Source organism: Nocardioides sp., assembly GCF_035547795.1.
In the GTDB taxonomy this organism is placed as follows: domain Bacteria; phylum Actinomycetota; class Actinomycetes; order Propionibacteriales; family Nocardioidaceae; genus Nocardioides.
Genome location: NZ_DASZUF010000064.1, coordinates 19620 through 40740 on the forward strand (window position 1 = coordinate 19620; position 21121 = coordinate 40740).

Genomic DNA, 21121 nt, shown 5'->3' on the forward strand with positions numbered 1-21121 from the left:
GTCGAGAGCCCGCTCGGGCCCAGCCACCGATCCGGGCTCAGGCCAGCAGGCCGTCCGCGACGACCTCGAGCAGCGGCCGGATGGCGACGGCATCGAGGTCGCTGTTGTCGGCCACGGTCGCCACGCCACCGATCAGCCGGGCCATCTGGATCGCGTCGACGTCCGACCGGAGCGCGCCCCCGAGCTGGTCGATCACCCGGCCGTTGGCCTGGGCGAGGACCTGGCACTTGGTCATGATGGGCGACTCCGGGTCGCCCATCGCGGAGGTGAGCTTGGCCGGGTTGCCCTTATAGGAGCTGATCAGCGCGACATAGGTCTCGAACCACGCCAGCAGGACGTCGCGCGGCGCACCTTCGCGGGCCAGGGCCTTCTCGGTGGCGGCGTGGACGCTGTCGACCCAGGCCTGCATCACCGCGTCCAGCAGTGCGTCGCGGGTGGGAAAGTGCCGGTAGAGCGTGCCCGGACCGACGCCGGCCTTCTTGGCGATCTCGTCCAGCGGCGCGTCGTACCCCTTCTCCCGGAAGACCTGACGCGCCACCTCGACCAGCTTGTCGCGATTGCGCTGGGCGTCTGCGCGCACGGCCTTCCTCCTCCTGATCGGGGTCGCCAGACGATAACCCCTTGCTAACCGGAGACATTCTCCGTATCGTTGTCAGCGAACCGGAGGAATTCTCCGCCTTCAACTGTACCTCGGCCTCTCCGGCCAGAACAGGAGAACCAACCCATGTCTTCGACCGTACTGCCGCGCGCCCACAAGGCGCCCCTGCCGACCGAGCTGCCGCCGAACGCCAGCCGCGCAGCCGCCGGCATCTTCATCGTCCTGCTCGCCCAGCTCATGCTGGTCCTCGACGCCACCGTGGTGAACGTGGCCCTCCCCCACATCTCGACCGACCTGCACTTCAGCCCGGCGGGTCTCTCCTGGGTTCTCAACGGCTACACCCTCGCCTTCGGCGGCCTGCTCCTGCTCGGGGGCCGGCTCGGCGACGTCTTCGGCCGGCTGCGGATCTTCCGCCTCGGACTGGGCATCTTCACCCTCTTCTCCCTGGTCGGCGGCCTTGCCCAGTCCTCGGAGATGCTCGTCGCCAGCCGCGCGCTCCAGGGCGTCGGCGCCGCCATCGCCGCCCCGTCGGTGCTGGCTCTGCTGACCACCAGCGCCCCGGACGAGGCGGCCCGCAACCGGGCGCTGGGTCTGTTCACCGCCGTCGCCTCCGGTGGCGGCGCGCTGGGCCTGATCCTCGGCGGCATCCTGACCGACGCCATCTCCTGGCGCTGGACGCTGTTCATCAACGTCCCGATCGGACTGTTCGTGCTGCTGACCGTGCACCGCTTCGTCGCGGAGACCCCGCGCCGGCCCGGCCGGTTCGACATCGTCGGCGCGATCGCCGCCACCGGCGGCGCCGTCTCGATCGTGTGGGCGCTGATCAACGCTCCGGAGCACGGCTGGGCCTCGGCCCGGACCGTCGCCGGCCTGGCGCTGGGCGCCGTACTCATCGGCCTGCTCGCCGCGACCGAGCAGCGGGTGGCACACCCCCTGCTGCGACCCGCGCTCCTGCGCAGCCACCATCGGGTCGCCTCGCTCGCGATCATGGCGACCTTCTACGGCGGCATGATGGCGATGTTCTTCCTGATGGTGCAGTTCCTGGAGGACAGCCTGGGCTTCTCGCCGCTGGTGACGGGGCTCGCGTTCCTGCCGATGCCGCTGAGCATCTTCACTCTGTCCCGGATCACGCCGCGCCTGGTCGGCCGCTTCGGGCAGGTGCCGCTGATGCTCCTCGGCACCCTGGGGATGACGCTGGGCTTCGCCCGGCTGGCCGTCCTCGGCTCCGGCGCCGGCTACTGGGACGTCTTCCCGTCGCTGCTCACCCTGGGCATCTCCGCCGGCCTGACGTTCATGCCGATCACCTCGCTGGTGCTACTCGGCGTCGAGCCGGAGCACGCCGGCGCCGCCTCCGGCCTACTGCAGACCATGCAGCAGCTCGGCGGATCCGTCGGACTCGCGGTGATCACCTCGGTGTACGCCGCCCACGCGATCCCGGGCGACTTCCTGCACGGCGCGCGCTGGGGCTTCGGCACCTCGGCGATCCTGGCCTCGATCGCACTGGTCAGTGCGGTCAGCCTGGTGGCCCGGCGGGTCGTCGCACGCCCCCAACCGGAGGCCGCCTGACCGCGAATCGGGGATTTCGCACGTCCGAGTCCGGGATGGTGCCCGGCGGCTCGCTGCGCGATCCCCGATTCGGGGGTGAAAAACCTACGACTCGACGTTTGTGCAGGTCAGCGGGCATTTAATTACATTCTTGTAGTTCGGCGGAACGGGTGTTACTCCTGTTACTGGAGTGCTTAGAGTGCTCTCGCCATGCCTGCCATCTCGCCCCGAAACCTGACCGCCGCCGGCCTGCTCCGACTTCTCGGAGCGGGCCTGGCGGCGCTTCTGGTCGCCGCCCTGCTCACCGTCCCGCACCACCAGACCACCCGGTCGGGACCGCTGCACCTGGCCAAGGACGTCTCGACCAACCCGGTCACCCCCGGCAACTTCACCGGCTACGGCTTCGACCAGTGCCAGGCGCCCAGCCAGGCCGCGATGGACACCTGGCTGCGGACCTCGCCGTACCTCGCGGCGGGCATCTACATCTCCGGCGACTCGCGCGGCTGTCGCAACCAGACCTACCTCACCGCCGGCTGGGTCGCGACCCAGCTGGCCAAGGGCTGGAAGCTGCTGCCGATCACGCTCGGCCCGCAGGCCAGCTGCAACCCGCGCTTCCCGCGCTACGGCAGCGACCCGGTGATCAGCGCGACCGCGACCAACGGCGTCTACGCCACCGCGGCGGCCCAGGGCAAGGCCGAGGCCGACAAGACCGTCGGTGTCGCCCGCTCGCTGGGCATCGTGCCGGGCAGCACCATGTACTACGACCTCGAGGCCTTCGACGCCGGCAACACCAAGTGCCGCGACTCGGCGATGACGTTCCTGTCGTCGTGGACCACCGAGCTCAAGGCGCTGGGCTATCTCTCCGGCGTCTACTCCAGCGCCTCCTCCGGCCTGAAGATGCTCGACCAGGTGCGGCAGACCAACCCGGGCGCCTACGTGCTGCCGGACCAGGTCTGGATCGCGGACTGGAACAACCAGGCCAACACCAGCTCCGCCTACGTCTCCAGCACCGGCTGGATGCCGCACGCCCGGGTGAAGCAGTACCAGGGCGGCCACAACGAGACCTACGGACACGTCACCATCAACATCGACCGGGACTTCCTCGACGTCGGGCAGGGCAGCGTCGCCCCCGGTGAGTCGCACTGCAACGGCGTGCCGGTGGACTTCTCGTCGTACAAGGTGCTCAAGCAGCCCGCCAGCGGCGCCAAGGTCAGCGCGAGCCTCAAGCCCTACGTGAAGGCACTCAAGTGCCTGCTCACCGAGCGCGGGGGCTACACCAAGAAGGTCAACGGCAAGTTCGGCAAGCCGCTGGTCGCGGCGGTGAAGTCGTGGCGCGCCGCGCACGGCTTCGGTGCCAAGAGCGCGACGTGGAACAAGCACCTGTGGCTCTCGATGTTCGCCAGCAACGCCCACCCGGTGCTCAAGTACGGCTCCGCGTCGGCGGCGGTGCGCGACGTGCAGCGCGCGATGGCGGTCAGCCAGCCGTCGCTGCACCTACCGATCACGGGCGTGTACGACGCCGCCACCCAGAACGCCGTCACGGCGTACCAGAAGGCTCACAAGATCAAGCACCACGGCATCGTCGCCGGGACCACCTGGTCCGCGCTGGCGGCCGGGAAGAGGTGAGCCGGATCAGGCGAAGGCGCGCTCGACGAGCGAGGTGAAGAAGCCCAGCCCGTCGACGCCCGAGCCGGTCAGCTCCTCGACGGCATGCTCGGGGTGCGGCATCAGGCCGACGACGTTGCCGGCCTCGTTCGCGATGCCGGCGATGTCGTTGGTCGAACCGTTGGGGTTGACCTCGAGGTAGCGCGCGACCACCCGGCCCTCCCCCTCCAGCCAGGCGATGGTCTCGGCGTCGGCGACGTAGCGGCCCTCGCCGTTCTTCAGCGGGACGACGATCTCCTGCCCCTGCCGGTACGCCGAGGTCCACGGGGTCGCCGCGTTCTCGATCCGCAGCCGCTGGTCGCGGCAGACGAACCGGCGGTGGTCGTTGCGGATCAGGCCGCCAGGCAGTAGATGCGACTCGACCAGGATCTGGAAGCCATTGCAGATGCCCAGCACAGGCATCCCGGCCCGCGCGGCCGCGATCACCTCCGTCATCACCGGTGCGAACCGGGAGATCGCGCCGCAGCGCAGGTAGTCGCCGTAGGAGAAGCCGCCGGGCAGGATCACCGCGTCGACGCCGCGCAGGTCGTGGTCGCCGTGCCAGAGCGCGACCGCCTCGTTACCGCCGATGCGGACGGCCCGCTGGGCGTCGACGTCGTCGAGCGTGCCGGGGAAGGTGACGACTCCGACCTTCATCAGGCCTGCTCCACCCGGACGGTGTAGTTCTCGATGACGGTGTTGGCCAGGAACGTCTCGGCCAGCCTGTCGATCTCGGCCAGGGTCGCCTCGTCGGTCGCGGCGACCTCGAGCTCGAACCGCTTGCCCTGGCGGATCTCGCTCACGCCGGTGAAGCCGAGCCGCGGCAGCGCGCCGAGAACTGCCTTCCCCTGCGGGTCGAGGATCTCGGGCTTGGGCATGACGTCGACGACGACTCGGGGCATGGCGCGGATTCTATCGGGCAGACTGGGAGCCATGAGCAATCCGCATGCCCAGTCCGTGCTGGCCGCAGCTCAGTTCCGGCTGCAGTTCCCGCAGTCGCTGGCGACGTACGACGACTATGCGACCGCCCAGAAGACGGTCGACTTCCTCTCCGATCAGGGCTTCCCGGTGGAGAACTGCATGATCGTCGGCACCGACCTCAAGCAGATGGAGCGGATCACCGGGCGGCTGACCACCGGCCGGGTGGCCGTCCACGGCGCGATGTCGGGGCTGTGGTTCGGCCTGCTGGTCGGGATCCTGTTCTCGTTCTTCGGCACCGGCAACGCGCTGGCGGCGATCATCTCCACGATGGTGCTCGGCCTGCTCTTCGGGCTGATCTGGTCGCTGGTCGGCTATGCCATGACCGGAGGCCGGCGCGACTTCTCGTCGGTGACACAGGTGGTGGCCACCCGCTATGAGGTGCTGGTCGAGCACAAGGTGGCGGCCAACGCCAGGGAGCTGCTGGCCAAGCTGCCCGGAGCGCTGCCGAATCCGTTCGCCTGAGGTTGAGACGGATCAGGAGAGCTCGCGCTTGAGGATCTTGCCGGTGGCCGTCATCGGCAACGAGGTCACGATCTCGACGATGCGCGGGTACTTGTAGTTGGCCATCTGATCCTTGCTCCACGCCACGATCTCCTCGGCGGTGGCGCTCGCACCCGGTTTGAGGATCACAAACGCCTTGATCTCCTCGCCGTGGCTCTCGTGCGGCACGCCGATGACCGCCGCGAGCGAGACCGCCGGGTGGGTCATCAGCACCTCCTCGATCTCGCGCGGGTAGACGTTGTAGCCGCCACGGATGATGAGGTCCTTGGTCCGGTCGACGATGTAGTACCAGCCGTCCTCGTCGCGCCGGGCCAGGTCGCCGGAGCGGAACCAGCCGTCCTCGTTGATCGCCGCCGCGGTCGCCTCCGGCCGGCGGTAGTAGCCCTTCATGACGTTGTGGCCCCTGATCGCGATCTCGCCGACCGCATCGGGGGTCCACCGGATCGGCGCCCAGCCGTCGGGCTCGATCAGCTCCATCTCCACGCCGGGGATCGGCAACCCGATCGAGCCGACCCGGGCGGGCTCGCCGTACTTGCTGAACGAGGCCACCGGCGAGGTCTCCGACAGCCCGTAGCCCTCGAGGATGGTGATGCCGAAGCGGGCCTCGAACTCCTTGTGGATCTCCACCGGCAACGCCGAGCCGCCGGCCACCGCGACCCGCAGGTTGGCCTTGAGCGCGGCCACGTCGACCGCTCCAGAATCGGGCGGAGTGTCGAGAGCGCCGAGCAGGCCCCAGTACATCGTCGGCACGCCGGCGAAGAACGACACCTTCTCCGCCAGCATCAGCTGCAGCGCGGCCGCCGGCTCGAAGCGCGGCAGCATCACGATCGTGCCGCCGTAGGCGAGCGCGCCGTTCTGGCACACGGTCTGCCCGAAGGCGTGGAAGAGCGGCAGTACGGCGAGGTAGGTGTCCGGGTTGGCGGCGTCCGCCCCGAAGAGCGCAGCGCCGGACAATGCGTTGTCGCGCAGGTTGCGGTGCCGCAGCTCGGCGCCCTTGGGCTGGCCCGTGGTGCCGGAGGTGTAGAGGATGACCGCGGTGTCGTCCTCGTCGGTGGCGACGGTCTCGAAGGTCTGGTCGGCGCTGCCGATCGCACCGAACAGCGTCTGCACCGGATTCTCGGGGCTGCCCTCGATCGGCGAGGCCGCGAACGGGTCGGCGGTGATGACGAAGAAGTGCTCGCAGCTCTCGACCTCGGTGAAGCCCTCGAAGCCCTGCTGACCGATCGGCATCTGCGGGCTGCCCTCGAAGCAGAAGTAGGCCTTCGCCTCGGAGTCGGTGAGGTGGTAGGCCACCTCGCGGCTCTTGAGCAGCACGTTGAGCGGCACCACCGTCGCGCCGGCCTTGAGAATGCCGAAGTAGACGACGGTGAAGTAGGGCAGATTGGGGCAGGTCAGCGCGACCTTGTCGCCGGGCTGGACCCCGCGTGCGACCAGCGTGTTCGCGACCTGGTTGGCCAGCGCGTTCACGCTGGCGTAGCTCAGCCTGGTGTCTCCGATGACGATCGCGTCGCGCTCCGGGTGCGCGACGGCTCCGCTCTCCAGCAGGGACGACAGGTTGTACGACGACACGTGGCCTCCATCACTCGGGTGTGCGGGGCCAAACCTACCTGCCAGTAGCCGTCGGTGGGCGCGTGTTCAGAATCGCTGACCGGTGAGTCGCTCGTAGGCCTCGACATACCGGCTGCGGGTGCGGTCGATGATCTCGGCCGGCAACGCCGGCGGGCGCTCCCCCGAACTCCTGTCCCAGTTCTCCAGGAGCCAGTTGCGCACGATCTGCTTGTCGTACGACGGCTGGGCACGACCGGGCTGCCACTCCTCCAGCGACCAGAATCGCGACGAGTCGGGGGTGAGCACCTCGTCGGCGAGCACGATCCTGCGCAGGCCGCCCCCGAAGAAGTGCTCGGTGTCGTGCCGCACCCCGAACTCGAACTTCGTGTCGGCCAGCATCAACCCCACCCCGCGGGCGATCTCGTCGGCGCGGGTGTAGACCGCCAGCGTGAGCCGGCGCAGCTCGGCCGCGTCGTTCGGCCCGATCCGGTGGACGATCTGGTCGTAGGAGACGTTTTCGTCATGGTCACCGACCGCGGCCTTGGTGGCGGGGGTGAAGATCGGCTCGGGCAGCCGGCTGCCGTCGACCAGGCCCTGGGGCAGCGGGATGCCGCACACTTGGCCGGAAGCGTCGTAGTCGAGTAGCCCGGAGCCGGTGAGGTAGCCGCGCGCGACGCATTCCACGGGGAACATGTCCAGCTTCTGGCAGATCACGGCGCGCCCGGCGACGGCCTGGGGCACGTCGGTGGAGAGCACGTGGTTGGGCACCAGGTCGGCGAGCCGCTCGAACCACCACAGCGACATCCGGGTCAGGATCTCGCCCTTGTCCGGGATCGTGCTGTCCAGCACGTAGTCGAACGCGCTGATCCGGTCGCTGGCCACCATCAGGAGCTGGCCGGCGTACGGGCCCTCGGTGAGCTGGTAGAGGTCACGTACCTTCCCGGAGTGCAGGTGGCGAGCGCCGGGAAGTGACGGGGCGGGGGGAATGTTCGGCTCGACCACGGGCACAGCCTAGGAGATCGTCTCCCAAACCATCATGTCTTGTTAGTAGACTGCCTCACATCACTAAATGGGTGGGGGTGCACCGTGATCACCGAACGCGAACCGCGACCCGACTTCCTCATCGTCGGAGCACCGAAGGCAGGCACGACGGCGCTGCACAATGCGCTCGCACAGCATCCAGAGGTCTTCATGAGCGCGCCGAAGGAGCCCAAGTTCTTCCTCTGCGACCAGGCTCCGCCGCCGCACTGGTGCGGCCCGGGCGACCAGCACTCCCAGCAGGAGTGGATCTGGCGCCCCTCCGACTACGCACGGCTCTTCGCGGACGCGCCCACGACGGCGATGCGGGGGGAGTCCACCCCGTTCTACCTGTGGAGCCGTGGTGCTCACCGTCGCATCGCCGAGGCGCTCCCGGACGTCCGGCTGATCGCGATCGTGCGCGATCCGATCGACCGGGCGTACTCCAACTGGATGCATCTGTGGTGCGACGGCCTGGAGCCCGAGTCCGACTTCATGGCCGCCTTCGCCCGCGAGGCCGAGCGCGTCCACGCCGGCTATGCGCCGTTCTGGCGCTACCGGGAGCTGGGGCTGTACGGCGAGCAGCTGGCCCACCTCTACCAGCACGTCGACCGCGAGCGTGTGCTGGTGATGCGCTACCGGGAGCTGATCGACGACCCCACCGCCGCCGTCGACAATGCCTGCCGCTTCCTCGGCCTCTCGACCGGGCTGATCGAGCAGATCCCCAGTGACAACTCCCGCAGCTACGCCGAGCCGAGCTGGCGCACCCGGCTCTTCGGGCCGGTGATCCGGAGCGGGGCCTGGCTCGGTCAGTTCGCCCCACCACAGGCGTGGCGAGCGGCGGCACCGCCACTGATCCGGCAGCTGCGTGGCTCCGGGGAGGTCCACCGGCCGCTGCTCACCGTCGAGCAGCGCACCCAACTGATCAAGGTCTATGCCGACGACGTCGCCCTGTTGACCGAGGTCACCGGCCAGGACTTCTCGCAGTGGCTCTCCACCGAGCCTCGCGGCTCGTTCCGCCAGCGGGCGTCCGCCTGACCGCACCCGGGCACGGGCCGGCGGCTCACCGCACCATCGTGACCAGGTGGTGCGCCCCGTCGGGCCGGGCCGCCTCGACGTAGTAGCGGATCCGGCCGTCGGGCAGGGGCACCGCACTGGCGTAGCGGAAGGCGCCGTCGGAGTACGGCGATCGGATCGGGCCGATCTCCGGATCCGGCACCAGCCGGTCGCCGTCCCACCGGGCCAGCCCGGTGGTCTCGTACCAGTTGGAGGCGGCATCGGGCCGGCCGTCGTAGAGGAAGACGTCGTCCCCGATCCGGGTGGTGACCCGAGCGCCGCGGGCGTCCCAGGCACCGGGGCGGCCGGCGAGCACCTCACCCTGGTCGGCCCAGGTCAGCCCGTCGAAGGAGGTCAACCAGCGGGTGCTCATCCGGTCCTCGTGCCCGGGCTCGGTGAGCGGATGGCAGCACAGCCACATCTCCCACGCGCCCTCGGGCGTGACCGCGATGACCGGGTCCTTGACCGCGACGTGTGCATCGCCGGGCAGCACCACCCGCTGGTGGCCGTGCGGCAGGTCCTCGGGAGTGGCCGCGGTGAGGCTGTCGACCCACCAGTGCTTGGAGTTCCAGGTGGCACAGGAGAGATAGAGCCGCCAGCCCTCGCCGTGCGGCAACGAGACCAGCGCCGGCCGCTCCAGCGACTCGCAGCCGAACGACTCGCGGTACACCTGCGCGACGACCTCGAAGTGCACCCCGTCCTCGGAGCGGGCCACGTCGACGGTGACTCCTCGGCCGTCCTCGAGCGGGCGCCGGTTGCGCCAGGTCAGCCAGTAGGTACCGTCCACCAGCAGCGCGCTGGCGGCGCCGGCCCAGTTGCCGGGGCCGGCGCCCGGCGCCTCGACCACCACCTCGGCTCCGTCGTACGACGGCAGGAGCGGCAGCGCGGTGGTCGGCATGCTGCCGATGTTAGACGACCACCCTGGTCGACTATCGGGTCACGGAGCGACCGGGTAGTGGCTCGCGATGGCGATCCGGTTCCAGCCGTTGATGGCGACCGCGAGCCAGCCGACCGCGGCGATCTGCTCCGGGCTCAGCGCCGCCTCGACGTCGACCGCGGGGGCCGGCGAGGCGTGGTCGGCGAGCGCCGTCTGGTCGCGCTGGCCTACCGGCTGCTCGGCACGGTGACCGACGCCGAGGACGCGGTGCAGGAGACCTACATCCGCTGGTACCGGCTCTCCGAGGAAGAGCGCACCGAGATCGCCAACGTCCAGGGCTGGCTGACCCGGGTGGCCGGCCATGTGTGCCTCGACGTACTCAAGTCGGCACGGGTCCGACGCGAGCAGTACGTCGGTCCCTGGCCGCCGTGCGGCAGCTCGCCTCCTCGGCCCGGCGGCGGGTACATGCCGCGCGCGAGCAGGCCGCCCCCGCCGCCGAGCACGCCGCCGTGGTGTGCGCCTTCGCCGCGGCCTGTGCCGGCGGCGACCTGGACGCCCTGGTGGCGCTTCTCGACCCGAGCGTCGAGCTGCGCTCCGACGGTCGAGCTGCGCTCCGACGGCGGCGGCCTGGTCAAGGCAGCCCCGAACCCGATCTTCGGCGCCGCCAAGGTCGCGCGCTTCCTGTTCGGCGTCTTGGACCGGGTACCCGAGTGGCGGGTGCGGCCGTGCGCGACCGCCGACGGGCTGGGCGTCACGTTCGAGCGCGACGGCCGGGTCGAGGGCGTGGTCAATCTACGCGTGGCCGACGGGCGGGTCGGCGACGTGTGGATCGTGCTCAATCCCGAGAAGCTCACCCGCTGGGCATGACGCATCGTCGGCCACGCCACGGGCACCGGACGACGTGAGCACCGAGACGACCAGGCAGCGAACCCGCCCCGACCGCGATGCACCCGACCCGCGGCGGTGGCGGATCCTGGCGGTCTCGCTGATCGTCGGCTTCATGGCGCTGCTGGACGTCTCCATCGTCAACATCGCCATCCCGTCCATGCAGCAGGGGCTGCACACCTCGGCCGGCTCCATCCAGTGGGTGGTCTCCGGCTACGCGCTGACCTTCGGGCTGGTGCTGGTGGCCGGCGGGCGGCTCGGGGACGCCTACGGCCGGCGACGGATGATGCTGATCGGGCTGGCCGGCTTCGTGGTCGCCAGCGCCGGCGTGGGGCTGGCCCGAGCGCGGCCGCGGTCATCGTCGCCCGGCTGGTCCAGGGGCTGGCCGCCGGGCTGCTCACGCCACAGAACTCCGGCCTGATCCAGCAGCTGTTCCGCGGGGCCGAGCGCGGCCGCGCCTTCGGGCTCTTCGGCTTCACGGTCTCGGTCTCCGCCGCGCTGGGGCCCGTCCTCGGCGGGCTGATCCTCGCGCTGGCCGGCGAGGACGTCGGCTGGCGCTACCTGTTCCTGATCAACGTCCCGATCGGGTTGGTCGCGCTGGTCTTCGTGGCCAGGCTGGTGCCGGGACGCACGGAGGCGGTCAGCGGCGACCCAGGGCTCGACATCGGCGGCGCCGTGCTCCTCGGCCTGCTGGTGCTCGACGTGCTCTATCCGGTCGTCCGGCTGGAGAGCGACGAGTACTGGTCGCTGGCCCTGCTGGCACTCGCGCCGCCGCTGGGCTGGGGGTTCGTCCGCTGGGAGCGGCGGGTTCGCGAGCGCGGCCGGCCGCCGCTGCTCGACCTCTCCCTGCTGGGCCGGATCCGCGGCTATGCCAGCGGCATCACCATCGGCACGCTCTATTTCACCGGGTTCACCGGCATCATCCTGACCAGCTCGTTCTACCTGCAAGACGGGCTCGGGGTCGGGCCGCTGCACGCCGGCCTGCTGGTGGCGCCGTACGCCGTCGGCGCCGCGATCAGCGCCCCCGTCGCCGGCAACCTGGTCTCCTCCGTCGGACGTCGCATCACCGTCGCGGCCCTGTCGGCGGTGCTGGTCGGCGTCGCCGTGTACGCCGTCCTCGCCCCCAGCCGCTCGGTCGACGGGCTGTGGTGGGTGGCGGTGCCGGCGCTGCTCTTCGCCGGCCTCGGCGGCGGCGCGGTCGTCTCGCCCAATCTCACCTTGAGCCTGGCCGAGGTGCCACCCGCGATGGGCGGCGCCGCCGGCGGGGCGCTGCAGACCGGCCAGCGGATCGGCTCCTCGATCGGCGCCGCGGTGCTGATGACGGCGTACTCCACGATCGCCAAGCGCGCCTCCCCCGGCTGGGGGCTGCGTGGCGCGCTGATCACCGGGCTGGTCGCCGTCGTTGCCGCGCTGGCCGTCGCGGTCCGGGACTGGCGGCGGGACTAGTCGGGCTCGCCCGGCTACAGGATGTCGCCGGGCTACAGGATGTCGCCGGGTCGGTACGCCGCCGCCTCGGGGTGCGCCCGGGCGACCTCCTCGACGCGACGGACGACCGCCTGCACCTGGGCGACGGCGGCGCCGGTGAAGGCGATCGGCTCGGCGACCAGGCTGTCGAGCTGTGCCTGGCTGAGCCCCAGGCGCGGGTCGGCGGCGAGCTTGGCGAAGACGTCGTTATCGGCCTGGCCCTGCCGCATCGCCAAGGCGGTGCCGACGGCCGCCTCCTTGATCGCCTCGTGGGCGGCCTCGCGACCGACACCGTTGCGCACCGCCGCCATCAGCACCTTGGTGGTCGACAGGAAGGGCAGGTAGCGGTCGAGCTCGCGCTGGATCACCGCCGGAAAGGCGCCGAACTCGTCGAGCACCGTCAAGAACGTCTGGAAGAGGCCGTCCGCGGCGAAGAACGCGTCCGGCAGCGCCACCCGGCGCACCACCGAGTCGGAGACGTCGCCCTCGTTCCACTGGTCGCCGGCGAGCTCCCCGACCATCGAGAGGTGGCCGCGGAGGACGACGCTGAGGCCGTTGACCCGCTCGCAGGAGCGGGAGTTCATCTTGTGCGGCATCGCCGAGGAGCCGACCTGGCCCTCCTTGAAGCCCTCGGTGACCAGCTCGTTGCCGGCCATCAGCCGGATCGTGGTCGCGAGGTTGGACGGCCCGGCGACCAGCTGGACCAACGCCGAGATCACGTCGAAGTCGAGGCTGCGCGGGTAGACCTGGCCGACGCTGGTGAGGACCCGGTCGAAACCGAGGTGCCGCGCGATCGCCACCTCCAGCTGCTCGAGCTTGGCGGCGTCTCCGTCGAGCAGGTCGAGCATGTCCTGCGCCGTACCCATCGGACCCTTGATCCCGCGCAGGGGGTAGCGGCCGATCAGGTTCTCGATCCGGTCCAGGGCCACCAGCATCTCGTCGGCGACGGTGGCGAACCGCTTGCCGAGCGTGGTCGCCTGCGCGGCGACGTTGTGGCTGCGCCCGGCCATCACGGTGGCCTCGTGCTCGGCGGCGAGCCGGCCAAGTCGGGCCAGTGCGGCGACGGCGCGATCCCGGATGATCCGCAGCGAGCTGAGCACCTGGAGCTGCTCGACGTTCTCGGTCAGGTCCCGGCTGGTCATGCCCTTGTGGATGTGCTCATGGCCGGCAAGGTCGCTGAACTCCTCGATCCGCGCCTTCACGTCGTGCCGGGTCACTCGCTCCCGCGCGGCGATGGACGCCAGGTCGACCTGGTCGACGACCTTCTCGTAAGCCTCGATGACACCCTCGGGTACGTCGATGCCCAGGTCGCGCTGCGCCTTGAGCACGGCGATCCACAGCTGGCGCTCGAGCACGATCTTGTGCTCCGGCGACCAGATCCCGGCCAGCTCGGCCGAGGCGTAGCGGGTGGCCAGGACATTGGGCAGAGCGGGCGCCGTCACAGCGCCCAGTCTCCCATGTCCGGCGTGAGGGAATCGACTCGCAGCTTGCGGCCGGTCGGCCAGCCCGGGATCACCCACTCTCTCCCGCGGCCCCTCGTCACCCGGGTGTCGCGGAACTGTCCGAACCACGCTCCCGGCTCGCCGAGGGTGAAGTCGTGGCAGCCGCGCCCGTCACTCGCCGCGGCGACGATGTCGAAGCCGTCCACCAGGCGTTGGTGCTCATCTGCGGCTCACCCGCCAGCCCGCACGCCAGCACCCGCCGCGCCGAGCGCTCGGTCAGCGACCCCGCCACGAGCCCTGGACCACGCAACCCTGGGGATGGGCCGACAACCGGAGCCCGCTCCGGGCGACCCGCCCTGAAGCCGGCGAGTGGACCCGACGGCGAGGTCTACCAGGCGGAAGTGGGGTCTCCGGCATGTAGGCATGAGGACGCGTGTGTGCCCCTATGCCTACACGCCCGAAGGGGACCCGAAGCTGGCCCGACCGACCTGACCGGCCCGACAACGGCGGATCGCACATCGCCGCATGATCGCCCGCCGCCGCGGTCACCTCAGCCAGGTGAGCACGAGGCGGACTGGTCGGGTCGTGGTGGTGACGGGCGCGAGCGCGGGGATCGGACGCGCGTGCGTGCGGGCGTTCGCCGCGCGCGGCGACGACGTCGCCCTGCTCGCCCGCGGGCGGGCCGGACTCGACGCCGCCGCCACGGAAGTCAGGTCCGCCGGCGGGCGCGCCCTGCCGATCGAGATCGACGTGGCCGACCACGAGGCGGTCGAGGCTGCGGCGACACGGGTCGAGGAGGAGCTGGGCCCGATCGCGGTGTGGGTCAATGACGCGTTCGCGGCGATCTTCGCGCCGTTCGACCAGATCGAGCCCGACGAGTTCGCACGCGCCACCACCGTCACCTACCTCGGCTACGTGAACGGCACCCGGGCGGCGCTGCGACGGATGAAGCCACGCGACCGGGGCGCGATCGTTCAGGTGGGCTCGGCGCTGGCCTATCGCGGCATCCCACTGCAGTCGGCCTACTGCGGCGCCAAGCACGCCGTCCAGGGACTGCACGACTCGCTGCGCGCCGAGCTGCTGCACGAGGGCAGCGGCGTGCACGTGACGATGGTGCAGATGCCGGCGGTCAACACGCCGCAGTTCCGCTGGGGGCTGTCCCGGCTGCCGCAGCAGGCCCAGCCAGTGCCGCCGATCTACCAGCCCGAGGTGGCCGCCCGCGCGGTGGTGTTCGCCGCCGACCATCCCCGCCGGCGGGAGTACTGGTGCGGGGCCAGTACGGCGGCGACGATCATGGCCAACGCGGTCGCGCCGGGATTGCTGGACCGCTATCTCGCCAAGACGGGGTGGACGTCCCAGCAGACGCCCGAGCGGCGGCCCGAGGGCCAGCCGGTCAACCTGTGGCAGCCCGCCGACGCCACCACCGACCACGGGGCACATGGCGCCTTCGACGCTCGATCGCACACCCGCGCCCCCCAGCTGTGGGCGACGCAGCACCGCGGCCTGCTGGCCGCCGGCATCGCCGGGTTGACCGGCCTGGTCGTCACCGAGGCGTTGCGGCGACGCTAACGGACGGAGGCGCCCTCGACCACCCCGAGCGGCTCCGCCGCGATATCGGAGCGGCGCTGCATCCCCTCGAAGGAGATCAGGTCAGCGGCGGCATAGGCGCGGGCACGGGCATCGGCGACGTCGGACCCGGTGGCGCGTACGGCGAGGACCCGACCGCCAGCGGTCACCAACTCCCCGTCGAGGAGCGCCGTACCGGCGTGGATGACGTCCGCCCCGGCGGCCTCGGCGGCCTCGACACCGGTGACGACATCACCCTTCGAGGACGACTCGGGGTAGCCGGCCGAGGCCAGCACCACCGTGACGGCGGCCCCCGCCCGGAAGACCGGTGCCGACCCCAGTGCGCCGGTGGCGGCGGCGTGTAGCAACTCGCCCAGGTCGGAGTCGAGCAGCGCCAGCACCGGCTGGATGTCGGGGTCGCCGAAGCGGCAGTTGAACTCGATCACCCGCGGACCACGCGCGGTCAGCGCCAGCCCGACGTAGAGGCAACCCACGAACGGCGCGCCGCGCCGAGCCATCTCGTCCAGGGTCGGCTGGACCACCGTGTCCAGCACCACCGCGGCGAGGTCCGACTGCGCCCAGGGGAGCGGCGAGTAGGAGCCCATCCCGCCGGTGTTGGGCCCGTGACCCCCGTCGAAGATGCGCTTGAAGTCCTGGGCCGGCTGCAGGGCATGGGCGCGCGCGCCGTCACAGACCGCGAACAGCGAAACCTCGGGACCGTCCAGGAACTCCTCGACCACCACCCGCGCGCTGCCCTGCGCCAGGCAGAGCTCGACATGGGCCAGCGCCTCGTCCCGGTCGCGAGTGACGACGACGCCCTTGCCGGCGGCCAGGGCGTCGTCCTTGACGACGTACGGCGCGCCGAACTCGTCCAGCGCCGCGGCCGCCTCCCGCGGCGTCGCGCAGGTGCGTGAGCCGGCGGTCGGGACGCCGGCGGCGGCCATGACCTCCTTGGAGAACGCCTTGGAGCCCTCCAGCCGAGCCGCGGCCCGCGACGGCCCGAAGACGGGTACGCCGACGGCGCGGACCGCGTCCGCCACGCCGGCGACCAGCGGGGCCTCGGGGCCGACGACGACCAGATCCGCGGCGAGGGCGGCAGCCAGCTCGGCGACCTCCGCCCCCGACATCGGGTCGACCGGGTGCAGCGTCGCGACGCGCGCCATGCCCGGGTTGCCGGGCGCGGCGTGCACCTCGTGCCCGTCCTGCGTGAGCTTGAGGGCGAGCGCGTGCTCGCGGCCGCCGGTGCCGATGACGAGGGTCTTCACGGGCGAGATCCTTTGGTCGGTTGCGCGGTCAGATGAGCGGGTGGACGACGACCGTCTCGTGCCGGCCCGGGCCGACGCCGATCACCGAGATACGGGCGCCGGAGAGCTCCTCGACCCGCTTGACGTAGGCCTGCGCGTTGGCGGGCAGGTCCTCGAAGGTGCGGGCCTTCGAGATGTCCTCCCACCAACCGGGCAGGTACTCGTAGATCGGCACCGCGTGGTGGAAGTCGGTCTGGTTGACCGGCATCTCGTCGTGCCGCACGCCGTCCACGTCGTAGGCCACGCAGACCGGCACCTGCTCCAGACCGGTGAGCACGTCGAGCTTGGTCAGCACGAAGTCGGTGACGCCGTTGACCCGGGCGGCGTAGCGCGCGATGACCGCGTCGAACCAGCCACAGCGGCGCGGCCGGCCGGTGGTGGTGCCGTACTCCCAGCCCGCCTTGCGCAGGAACTCGCCCTGGTCGTCGAGCAGCTCGGTGGGGAACGGCCCCTCCCCGACCCGGGTGGTGTAGGCCTTGACGATCGCGATGATCTGGTCGAGCCGCGTCGGCGGGATCCCGGAACCGGTGCAGGCGCCGCCGGCGGTCGCGCTCGACGAGGTCACGAACGGGTAGGTGCCGTGGTCGACGTCGAGCAGCGTGGCCTGGCCGGCCTCCAGCAGCACGACCTCGTCGCGGTCGAGGGCCTGGTTGAGCAGCAGCCCGGTGTCGCAGACCATCGGAGCGAGCCGGGCGGCGTAGGAGCGCAGTTCCTCGACCACCGCGTCCACGGTGAACCCACGCCGGTTGTAGATCTTGGTGAGGATCTGGTTCTTGAGCTCGAGAGCGCCCTCGACCTTGGCCTGCAGGATCTTCTCGTCGAACAGGTCCTGGACGCGGATGCCGATCCGGTTGATCTTGTCCGCGTACGTCGGGCCGATCCCACGGCCGGTGGTCCCGATCCTGCGGGAGCCGAGGAAGCGCTCGGTGACCTTGTCGAGCTGGCGGTTGTAGTCGGCGATCACGTGCGCGTTGGCACTCACCCGCAGCAGCGAGGTGTCGACGCCGCGCGCGTTGAGCCCGTCGATCTCCTCGAACAGCACGGACAGGTCGATGACCACGCCGTTGCCGATCACCGGCGTGACGCCCGGCGTGAGGATGCCGCTGGGGAGCAGGTGCAGCGCGTACTTCTCGCTGTGCCCGTCTTCCTGGCTGACCACGACCGTGTGGCCGGCGTTGTTGCCGCCGTTGAACTTCACCACATAGTCGACGTTGCTGCCGAGCAGGTCGGTCGCCTTGCCCTTGCCCTCGTCGCCCCACTGGGCGCCGATGATCGCGATCGCCGGCATCTTCTTTCTCCCACCTGATCGGGTCCGGAAAAGCAAGAAGCCCCGGCAAGGACCATGTCGTCTAGCCGGGGGCTCTTGCAGCCGTACGCTACCGCATCACCGAGGGACCCATCCCCTCGTCGTCGACCCACTCGGAGCCGTCGTCCCACAGGTCGGGGGCGGTGTCCTCGCGTTCGTCGTCTCGCCGACGGCCGCGGCCGCCCGCCGCGGCGCCGGTACGCCGGCCGCCGGCTGCGCCGGTGCGCCGACCGCCACCCGCGCCGGCCCCACCACGGCCCACGGTTCCGCCCGGACTGAGCGCGCGACCGCCGACACCACCGACGGCGCCCTCCTCCTCCGCGCCGAGCATGCCCGCCGATCCGATCGTCGACCGGCTGACGCCGATCGCCTGACCGGGGGTGAACCTGAGCGCGGCGCCGCTGCCTCCGGCACCGTAGGCGCCGAGCCCACCGAACGCACCCGCACCGGCCAGACCCGCGCCACCGGCGCCGCTTCCGCCGACGCCTCCCCCGGTCGGGACCAGCGGTTCACCCGCACCGGGACCGCCCACGCCGGGGACGGTCGGCACGGTCGGCGGGTCACCACCCTGGAGCCAGCCGCCACCACCGTCGCCGCCACCGGGGCCGCCGGGGTACGGACCACCGGGATGCGTGCCGCCGCCGGGGTGGGTGCCACCACCCGGATGGGTGCCGGTGCCACCGGTCGGGCCGCCGTTGCCACCACCGCCCGGGTAGAACCCACCGCCCGATCCGCCGCCCGGGTAGCCGCCGCTGGGCATGCCCGGATACGACGGGCCGCCGTCACCGGAGCCCGAGGTCGGCGGCGGCGCCGGCTGGTCGCCGTGCACCTTGCGCATCGCGAGGATGGCCGCGCCGTACGCCGTGTCGATGGCGTCGGTGTAGGTCTTCGACTGCGTCTCGTCGTCGGTCTTGTTGGTCTCCGCCGACTTCGCAGGATCGGTCGCGCTCGCGTCGCGCTTGTCGATCTTGGTCTTGTAGTTGTGCGCGTTCTCCAGCGCCGTCGCGGCGTCGTTGAGCGTCTTGGCGCCGTCGCTGAGCTGCTTCGCGTGATGGGTGAGCTTGGTCGACGCCTCGGTGAACGCCTTGCTCGCCGCGCGGGCCACCTCGCTCTTGTCGCCGAAGCCCTCGGCCATCCCCGAACTCCGCGTGGTGCCGAGCGCATAGGCGACGTCGTTGAGCGTCGTCGCCTTCTTCGACCAGGTCGTCGCGGTGTCGCGGATGTCCTGGATGCTCTTCTTGCTCACACCCTCCAGGTAGCTGTTCAGCTTGGTCCTGTTGTCACCGATCACGGCTCACTGCCCTCCGCTGGGATCGCTGGTGCTCGACCCGGTGGACGGCGGGGTCGAGCTGCCCGGGTCTCCTGTCGCCGTCGGCGTGCCCGGCCCGCCGGTCGTGGTCGGTGAGCTCGCGGGCGTCTGGCTGAACGGCGTCGACACGTCGGTGGTCGACTTGTCGAGGGCCTTGTTGACCCCGTCGATCGCCTTCTGGCTGTGGTCGTCGGCGTCGAGCACCGTGGTGGTCGCCTTGCTGACCGCGGCGGAGTAGCCGTGCACCCCTTGCGACATCACGTGCAGCGTGCTGACCAGGTGCGCGTGCGCCTTCTCGACGTGGCCCTGCAGCTCCGGCCCGAGACCGCCGCCGAACACACCCGCCGGCGTCGCGGTCGGCAGCTTGTCCTTGATCGCCTCGGCGTCCTCGGCGAGCGCACTGGAGACCTGCCCGGCGACGTACTCGTCGACGATCAGGCTGACGTCACCCGGCGGCACGTCGTTGTAGCGCAAGAACGACATGAACTTGCCCTCGGGCATCCCCGGGAGGGGAGCACCCCCCACGGGCTCGTATCCACCGGTGGACATCTCGTCGTCTCCTCAGGTCCCGACATCCCTGCCCGGTCCGCATTCCCTGTGACCCGACGGCGTAAACATGCAGCGCGAACATCCCGATAAGGTGCCAGGGACCCTCACTCACGAAGGAGCCTCGGGTGCGTCTTCGACAGGCAGGCGCGGGCCTCGCCATGCTCTGCGTCCTCCTCACCGGCTGCGGCGGGGGCGGGGGCTCCTCGGCCGCCGGTACGGCGTCCTCGGCCGGCGGCACGAGCCCGAGCGCCGCAGCACCGTCCAGCGTCTCCAACTCCTCGGCGGTCCCGACCGTCCCGGCCGGCCCGGTCATCCGGGGCCAGGAGGTCACCCTCACCGCTCCCGCCGGCGCGGTCGTGGACCAGGGTGACGCGCCCTGGCAGAAGACGTTCCACGTCGGCAAGCGAGAGGGGCTGGTGGTCCAGCTCAACGAGCAGGACTGCACCTGCGGCCTGAGCGACGACCAGGCGGGCGTGGATGCATTCGCGAAGACCGCCCTCAAGCTCAACACCTTCGGCCTCGAGCGGCAGCCTGACGCCACTGTCGGCGGTCATCTGTTCGCGCACCTGGCCGGGCGGAAGGGCGGCTACGCCCACGAGACCTACGGCACCTACGACAACGGGCTGCTGATCACCATCGAGTTCATCGTCGACCCGAGTGCGCTGCCGCTCGCGCAGGCCCGGCCGATGATCTCCTCGATCCTGGCCAGCGCCCGGTTCTCCTAGCGTCTGGCCAGGAGCCGGGGTTCCGCGCGAAGCCGTGCCGAGCTCAGTTGGTGGGCAACACAGGGAAAGCGTCGATTCCTTAGACATCCCAGTCCAGCGAGTGGTAGCAAGGATTGACTTCGCCATCTTTTTAAGGGCGGCTGCGTCGCCGTTCGGGGGGTGCTCAAATGTCTGACTCGACGGAGCAGGAGACTCCAGTTATCGCCGTCCCGGCCGCGAGGAGTGCCACGCGCGGGCAAGGTCGGGCCGTCAGCGCCGCGGCGCGCCTAGTGGCGCGTGTCGTAAGTGTCTAGATGGTTTGGGTCTGAAATCATGAGGTATGGCGAATCGTCCTGCTCCTGCACTGGTCTTGCGTGATGGTGATCGTGAGGAGCTTGAGCGCTGGACGCGCGCCTCGACGGTGACCGCGGCGGCCGCCAAGCGGGCACGGATCGTGCTGTTGGCCGCGGACGGAGTGGCGAACACCCGCATCGCGGAGTTGGCGGGCTCGACGGTGACCACGGTGCTCTCGTGGCGGAACCGATATCAGTCCAAGGGAATTGCCGGCCTAGCAGATGCTCCTCGCTCGGGGCGCCCGCGGGAGCTGGATCATCGCAAGATCGTGACCGAGACGCTGAAGCCACCGCCCAAGAGCCTGGGTGTGACGCACTGGTCGACCCGGCTGCTGGCCGAGCGGTTGAAGACCTCGAACACCTCGATCGCCCGGGCCTGGCGCTCGTACGGGATCAAGCCGTGGAAGGCGGAATCGTTCCGGTTCTCCACCGACCCCGAGCTGGTCGGGAAGGTCACCGACATCTGCGGGCT

The 21121-nt window shown here is 70.7% G+C and carries 22 protein-coding genes; 10 read left to right on the plus strand and 12 right to left on the minus strand.

Features of this window, described 5'->3' with window-relative positions:
- Positions 1 to 37: 37 nt before the first annotated feature.
- Positions 38 to 580: a TetR/AcrR family transcriptional regulator gene (locus VHA72_RS04770; RefSeq protein WP_325573298.1), complete on the minus strand. Its 543-nt coding sequence runs from the start codon at positions 578 to 580 to the stop codon at positions 38 to 40.
- 144 nt (positions 581 to 724) lie between these two features.
- Between VHA72_RS04770 and VHA72_RS04775 the strand changes: the two genes are divergently transcribed.
- A complete protein-coding gene (locus VHA72_RS04775; RefSeq protein ID WP_325573299.1) occupies positions 725 to 2164 on the plus strand; it encodes an MFS transporter in 1440 nt (479 codons plus the stop codon).
- Between the two features lie 189 nt (positions 2165 to 2353).
- Positions 2354 to 3769, plus strand: coding sequence for a glycoside hydrolase domain-containing protein (locus VHA72_RS04780; protein ID WP_325573300.1), 1416 nt, complete (start codon positions 2354 to 2356; stop codon positions 3767 to 3769).
- A 6-nt stretch (positions 3770 to 3775) separates the two neighbouring features.
- Here the strand turns inward: VHA72_RS04780 and purQ are convergent, their stop codons facing one another.
- On the minus strand, positions 3776 to 4444 hold the full coding sequence (gene purQ / locus VHA72_RS04785) for a phosphoribosylformylglycinamidine synthase subunit PurQ (protein WP_325573301.1): 669 nt from the start codon (positions 4442 to 4444) through the stop codon (positions 3776 to 3778).
- Complete coding sequence (purS, locus tag VHA72_RS04790; RefSeq protein WP_325573302.1) at positions 4444 to 4689, minus strand: phosphoribosylformylglycinamidine synthase subunit PurS; 246 nt, start codon at positions 4687 to 4689, stop codon at positions 4444 to 4446. Before purS ends, purQ begins: the two co-directional genes overlap by 1 nt.
- Positions 4690 to 4720: 31 nt before the next feature.
- On the opposite strand from purS, the gene VHA72_RS04795 reads away from it, so the two are divergent.
- Positions 4721 to 5230, plus strand: coding sequence for a YflT domain-containing protein (locus VHA72_RS04795; RefSeq protein WP_325573303.1), 510 nt, complete (start codon positions 4721 to 4723; stop codon positions 5228 to 5230).
- A 12-nt stretch (positions 5231 to 5242) separates the two neighbouring features.
- Here VHA72_RS04795 and VHA72_RS04800 read toward each other — a convergent pair whose 3' ends face one another.
- Together VHA72_RS04800 and VHA72_RS04805 are read right to left on the minus strand one after the other, a co-directional pair.
- Entirely contained in the window at positions 5243 to 6838 is a 1596-nt protein-coding gene (locus tag VHA72_RS04800) for a long-chain-fatty-acid--CoA ligase (RefSeq protein WP_325573304.1), read from the minus strand.
- A 66-nt stretch (positions 6839 to 6904) separates the two neighbouring features.
- A complete protein-coding gene (locus VHA72_RS04805) occupies positions 6905 to 7819 on the minus strand; it encodes a phosphoribosylaminoimidazolesuccinocarboxamide synthase (RefSeq protein WP_325573305.1) in 915 nt (304 codons plus the stop codon).
- 84 nt (positions 7820 to 7903) lie between these two features.
- Between VHA72_RS04805 and VHA72_RS04810 the strand changes: the two genes are divergently transcribed.
- The gene (locus VHA72_RS04810) at positions 7904 to 8872 is read left to right on the plus strand and encodes a sulfotransferase family protein (RefSeq protein WP_325573306.1); all 969 of its coding nucleotides are present in this window, start codon (positions 7904 to 7906) and stop codon (positions 8870 to 8872) included.
- A gap of 25 nt (positions 8873 to 8897) precedes the next feature.
- On the opposite strand, the gene VHA72_RS04815 is transcribed toward VHA72_RS04810, so the two are convergent.
- Entirely contained in the window at positions 8898 to 9788 is an 891-nt protein-coding gene (locus tag VHA72_RS04815) for a hypothetical protein (protein ID WP_325573307.1), read from the minus strand.
- A 174-nt stretch (positions 9789 to 9962) separates the two neighbouring features.
- Here VHA72_RS04815 and VHA72_RS04820 point away from each other — a divergent pair, with 174 nt between their 5' ends.
- The 3 genes from VHA72_RS04820 to VHA72_RS04830 are packed head-to-tail and all read left to right on the plus strand — an operon-like array spanning position 9963 to position 12098.
- Positions 9963 to 10634 carry a sigma factor gene (locus VHA72_RS04820; protein WP_325573308.1) on the plus strand — a complete coding sequence of 224 codons (672 nt, stop codon included), beginning with the start codon at positions 9963 to 9965 and terminating at the stop codon, positions 10632 to 10634.
- A 34-nt stretch (positions 10635 to 10668) separates the two neighbouring features.
- Positions 10669 to 11073 carry an MFS transporter gene (locus VHA72_RS04825; RefSeq protein ID WP_325573309.1) on the plus strand — a complete coding sequence of 135 codons (405 nt, stop codon included), beginning with the start codon at positions 10669 to 10671 and terminating at the stop codon, positions 11071 to 11073.
- Positions 11046 to 12098, plus strand: a complete 1053-nt coding sequence (locus VHA72_RS04830) for an MFS transporter (protein WP_325573320.1) — start codon at positions 11046 to 11048, stop codon at positions 12096 to 12098. The genes VHA72_RS04825 and VHA72_RS04830 overlap by 28 nt, the downstream gene beginning before the upstream one ends.
- Positions 12099 to 12130: 32 nt before the next feature.
- On the opposite strand, the gene purB is transcribed toward VHA72_RS04830, so the two are convergent.
- A complete protein-coding gene (gene purB, locus VHA72_RS04835; protein WP_325573310.1) occupies positions 12131 to 13558 on the minus strand; it encodes an adenylosuccinate lyase in 1428 nt (475 codons plus the stop codon).
- Positions 13555 to 13764: a hypothetical protein gene (locus VHA72_RS04840; protein WP_325573311.1), complete on the minus strand. Its 210-nt coding sequence runs from the start codon at positions 13762 to 13764 to the stop codon at positions 13555 to 13557. Before VHA72_RS04840 ends, purB begins: the two co-directional genes overlap by 4 nt.
- A gap of 352 nt (positions 13765 to 14116) precedes the next feature.
- Here VHA72_RS04840 and VHA72_RS04845 point away from each other — a divergent pair, with 352 nt between their 5' ends.
- Positions 14117 to 15127: an SDR family oxidoreductase gene (locus VHA72_RS04845; protein ID WP_325573312.1), complete on the plus strand. Its 1011-nt coding sequence runs from the start codon at positions 14117 to 14119 to the stop codon at positions 15125 to 15127.
- Here the strand turns inward: VHA72_RS04845 and purD are convergent.
- From purD to VHA72_RS04865, 4 genes are all read right to left on the minus strand, one after another.
- The gene (purD, locus tag VHA72_RS04850) at positions 15124 to 16389 is read right to left on the minus strand and encodes a phosphoribosylamine--glycine ligase (protein ID WP_325573313.1); all 1266 of its coding nucleotides are present in this window, start codon (positions 16387 to 16389) and stop codon (positions 15124 to 15126) included. The two genes, VHA72_RS04845 and purD, sit on opposite strands and share 4 nt — an antisense overlap.
- 28 nt (positions 16390 to 16417) lie before the next feature.
- Positions 16418 to 17716: an adenylosuccinate synthase gene (locus tag VHA72_RS04855; protein WP_325573314.1), complete on the minus strand. Its 1299-nt coding sequence runs from the start codon at positions 17714 to 17716 to the stop codon at positions 16418 to 16420.
- An 88-nt stretch (positions 17717 to 17804) separates the two neighbouring features.
- The gene (locus VHA72_RS04860) at positions 17805 to 19025 is read right to left on the minus strand and encodes a hypothetical protein (RefSeq protein ID WP_325573315.1); all 1221 of its coding nucleotides are present in this window, start codon (positions 19023 to 19025) and stop codon (positions 17805 to 17807) included.
- Positions 19026 to 19028: 3 nt separating this feature from the next.
- Entirely contained in the window at positions 19029 to 19544 is a 516-nt protein-coding gene (locus VHA72_RS04865; RefSeq protein WP_325573316.1) for a hypothetical protein, read from the minus strand.
- A 173-nt stretch (positions 19545 to 19717) separates the two neighbouring features.
- Between VHA72_RS04865 and VHA72_RS04870 the strand changes: the two genes are divergently transcribed.
- Positions 19718 to 20317, plus strand: coding sequence for a hypothetical protein (locus tag VHA72_RS04870; protein ID WP_325573317.1), 600 nt, complete (start codon positions 19718 to 19720; stop codon positions 20315 to 20317).
- A gap of 319 nt (positions 20318 to 20636) precedes the next feature.
- Positions 20637 to 21121 (plus strand): helix-turn-helix domain-containing protein (locus VHA72_RS04875; protein WP_325573318.1); only part of this gene is annotated, 485 nt, incomplete at its 3' end.

Excerpts from the sequence above, each read along its gene's own strand:
- VHA72_RS04775 (WP_325573299.1), top strand. The coding sequence starts at position 725 with ATGTCTTCGACCGTACTGCCGCGCGCCCACAAGGCGCCCCTGCCGACC.
- VHA72_RS04780 (WP_325573300.1), top strand. The coding sequence starts at position 2,354 with ATGCCTGCCATCTCGCCCCGAAACCTGACCGCCGCCGGCCTGCTCCGA.
- purQ (WP_325573301.1), bottom strand. The coding sequence starts at position 4,444 with ATGAAGGTCGGAGTCGTCACCTTCCCCGGCACGCTCGACGACGTCGAC.
- purS (WP_325573302.1), bottom strand. The coding sequence starts at position 4,689 with ATGCCCCGAGTCGTCGTCGACGTCATGCCCAAGCCCGAGATCCTCGAC.
- VHA72_RS04795 (WP_325573303.1), top strand. The coding sequence starts at position 4,721 with ATGAGCAATCCGCATGCCCAGTCCGTGCTGGCCGCAGCTCAGTTCCGG.
- VHA72_RS04815 (WP_325573307.1), bottom strand. The coding sequence starts at position 9,788 with ATGCCGACCACCGCGCTGCCGCTCCTGCCGTCGTACGACGGAGCCGAG.
- VHA72_RS04855 (WP_325573314.1), bottom strand. The coding sequence starts at position 17,716 with ATGCCGGCGATCGCGATCATCGGCGCCCAGTGGGGCGACGAGGGCAAG.
- VHA72_RS04865 (WP_325573316.1), bottom strand. The coding sequence starts at position 19,544 with ATGCCCGAGGGCAAGTTCATGTCGTTCTTGCGCTACAACGACGTGCCG.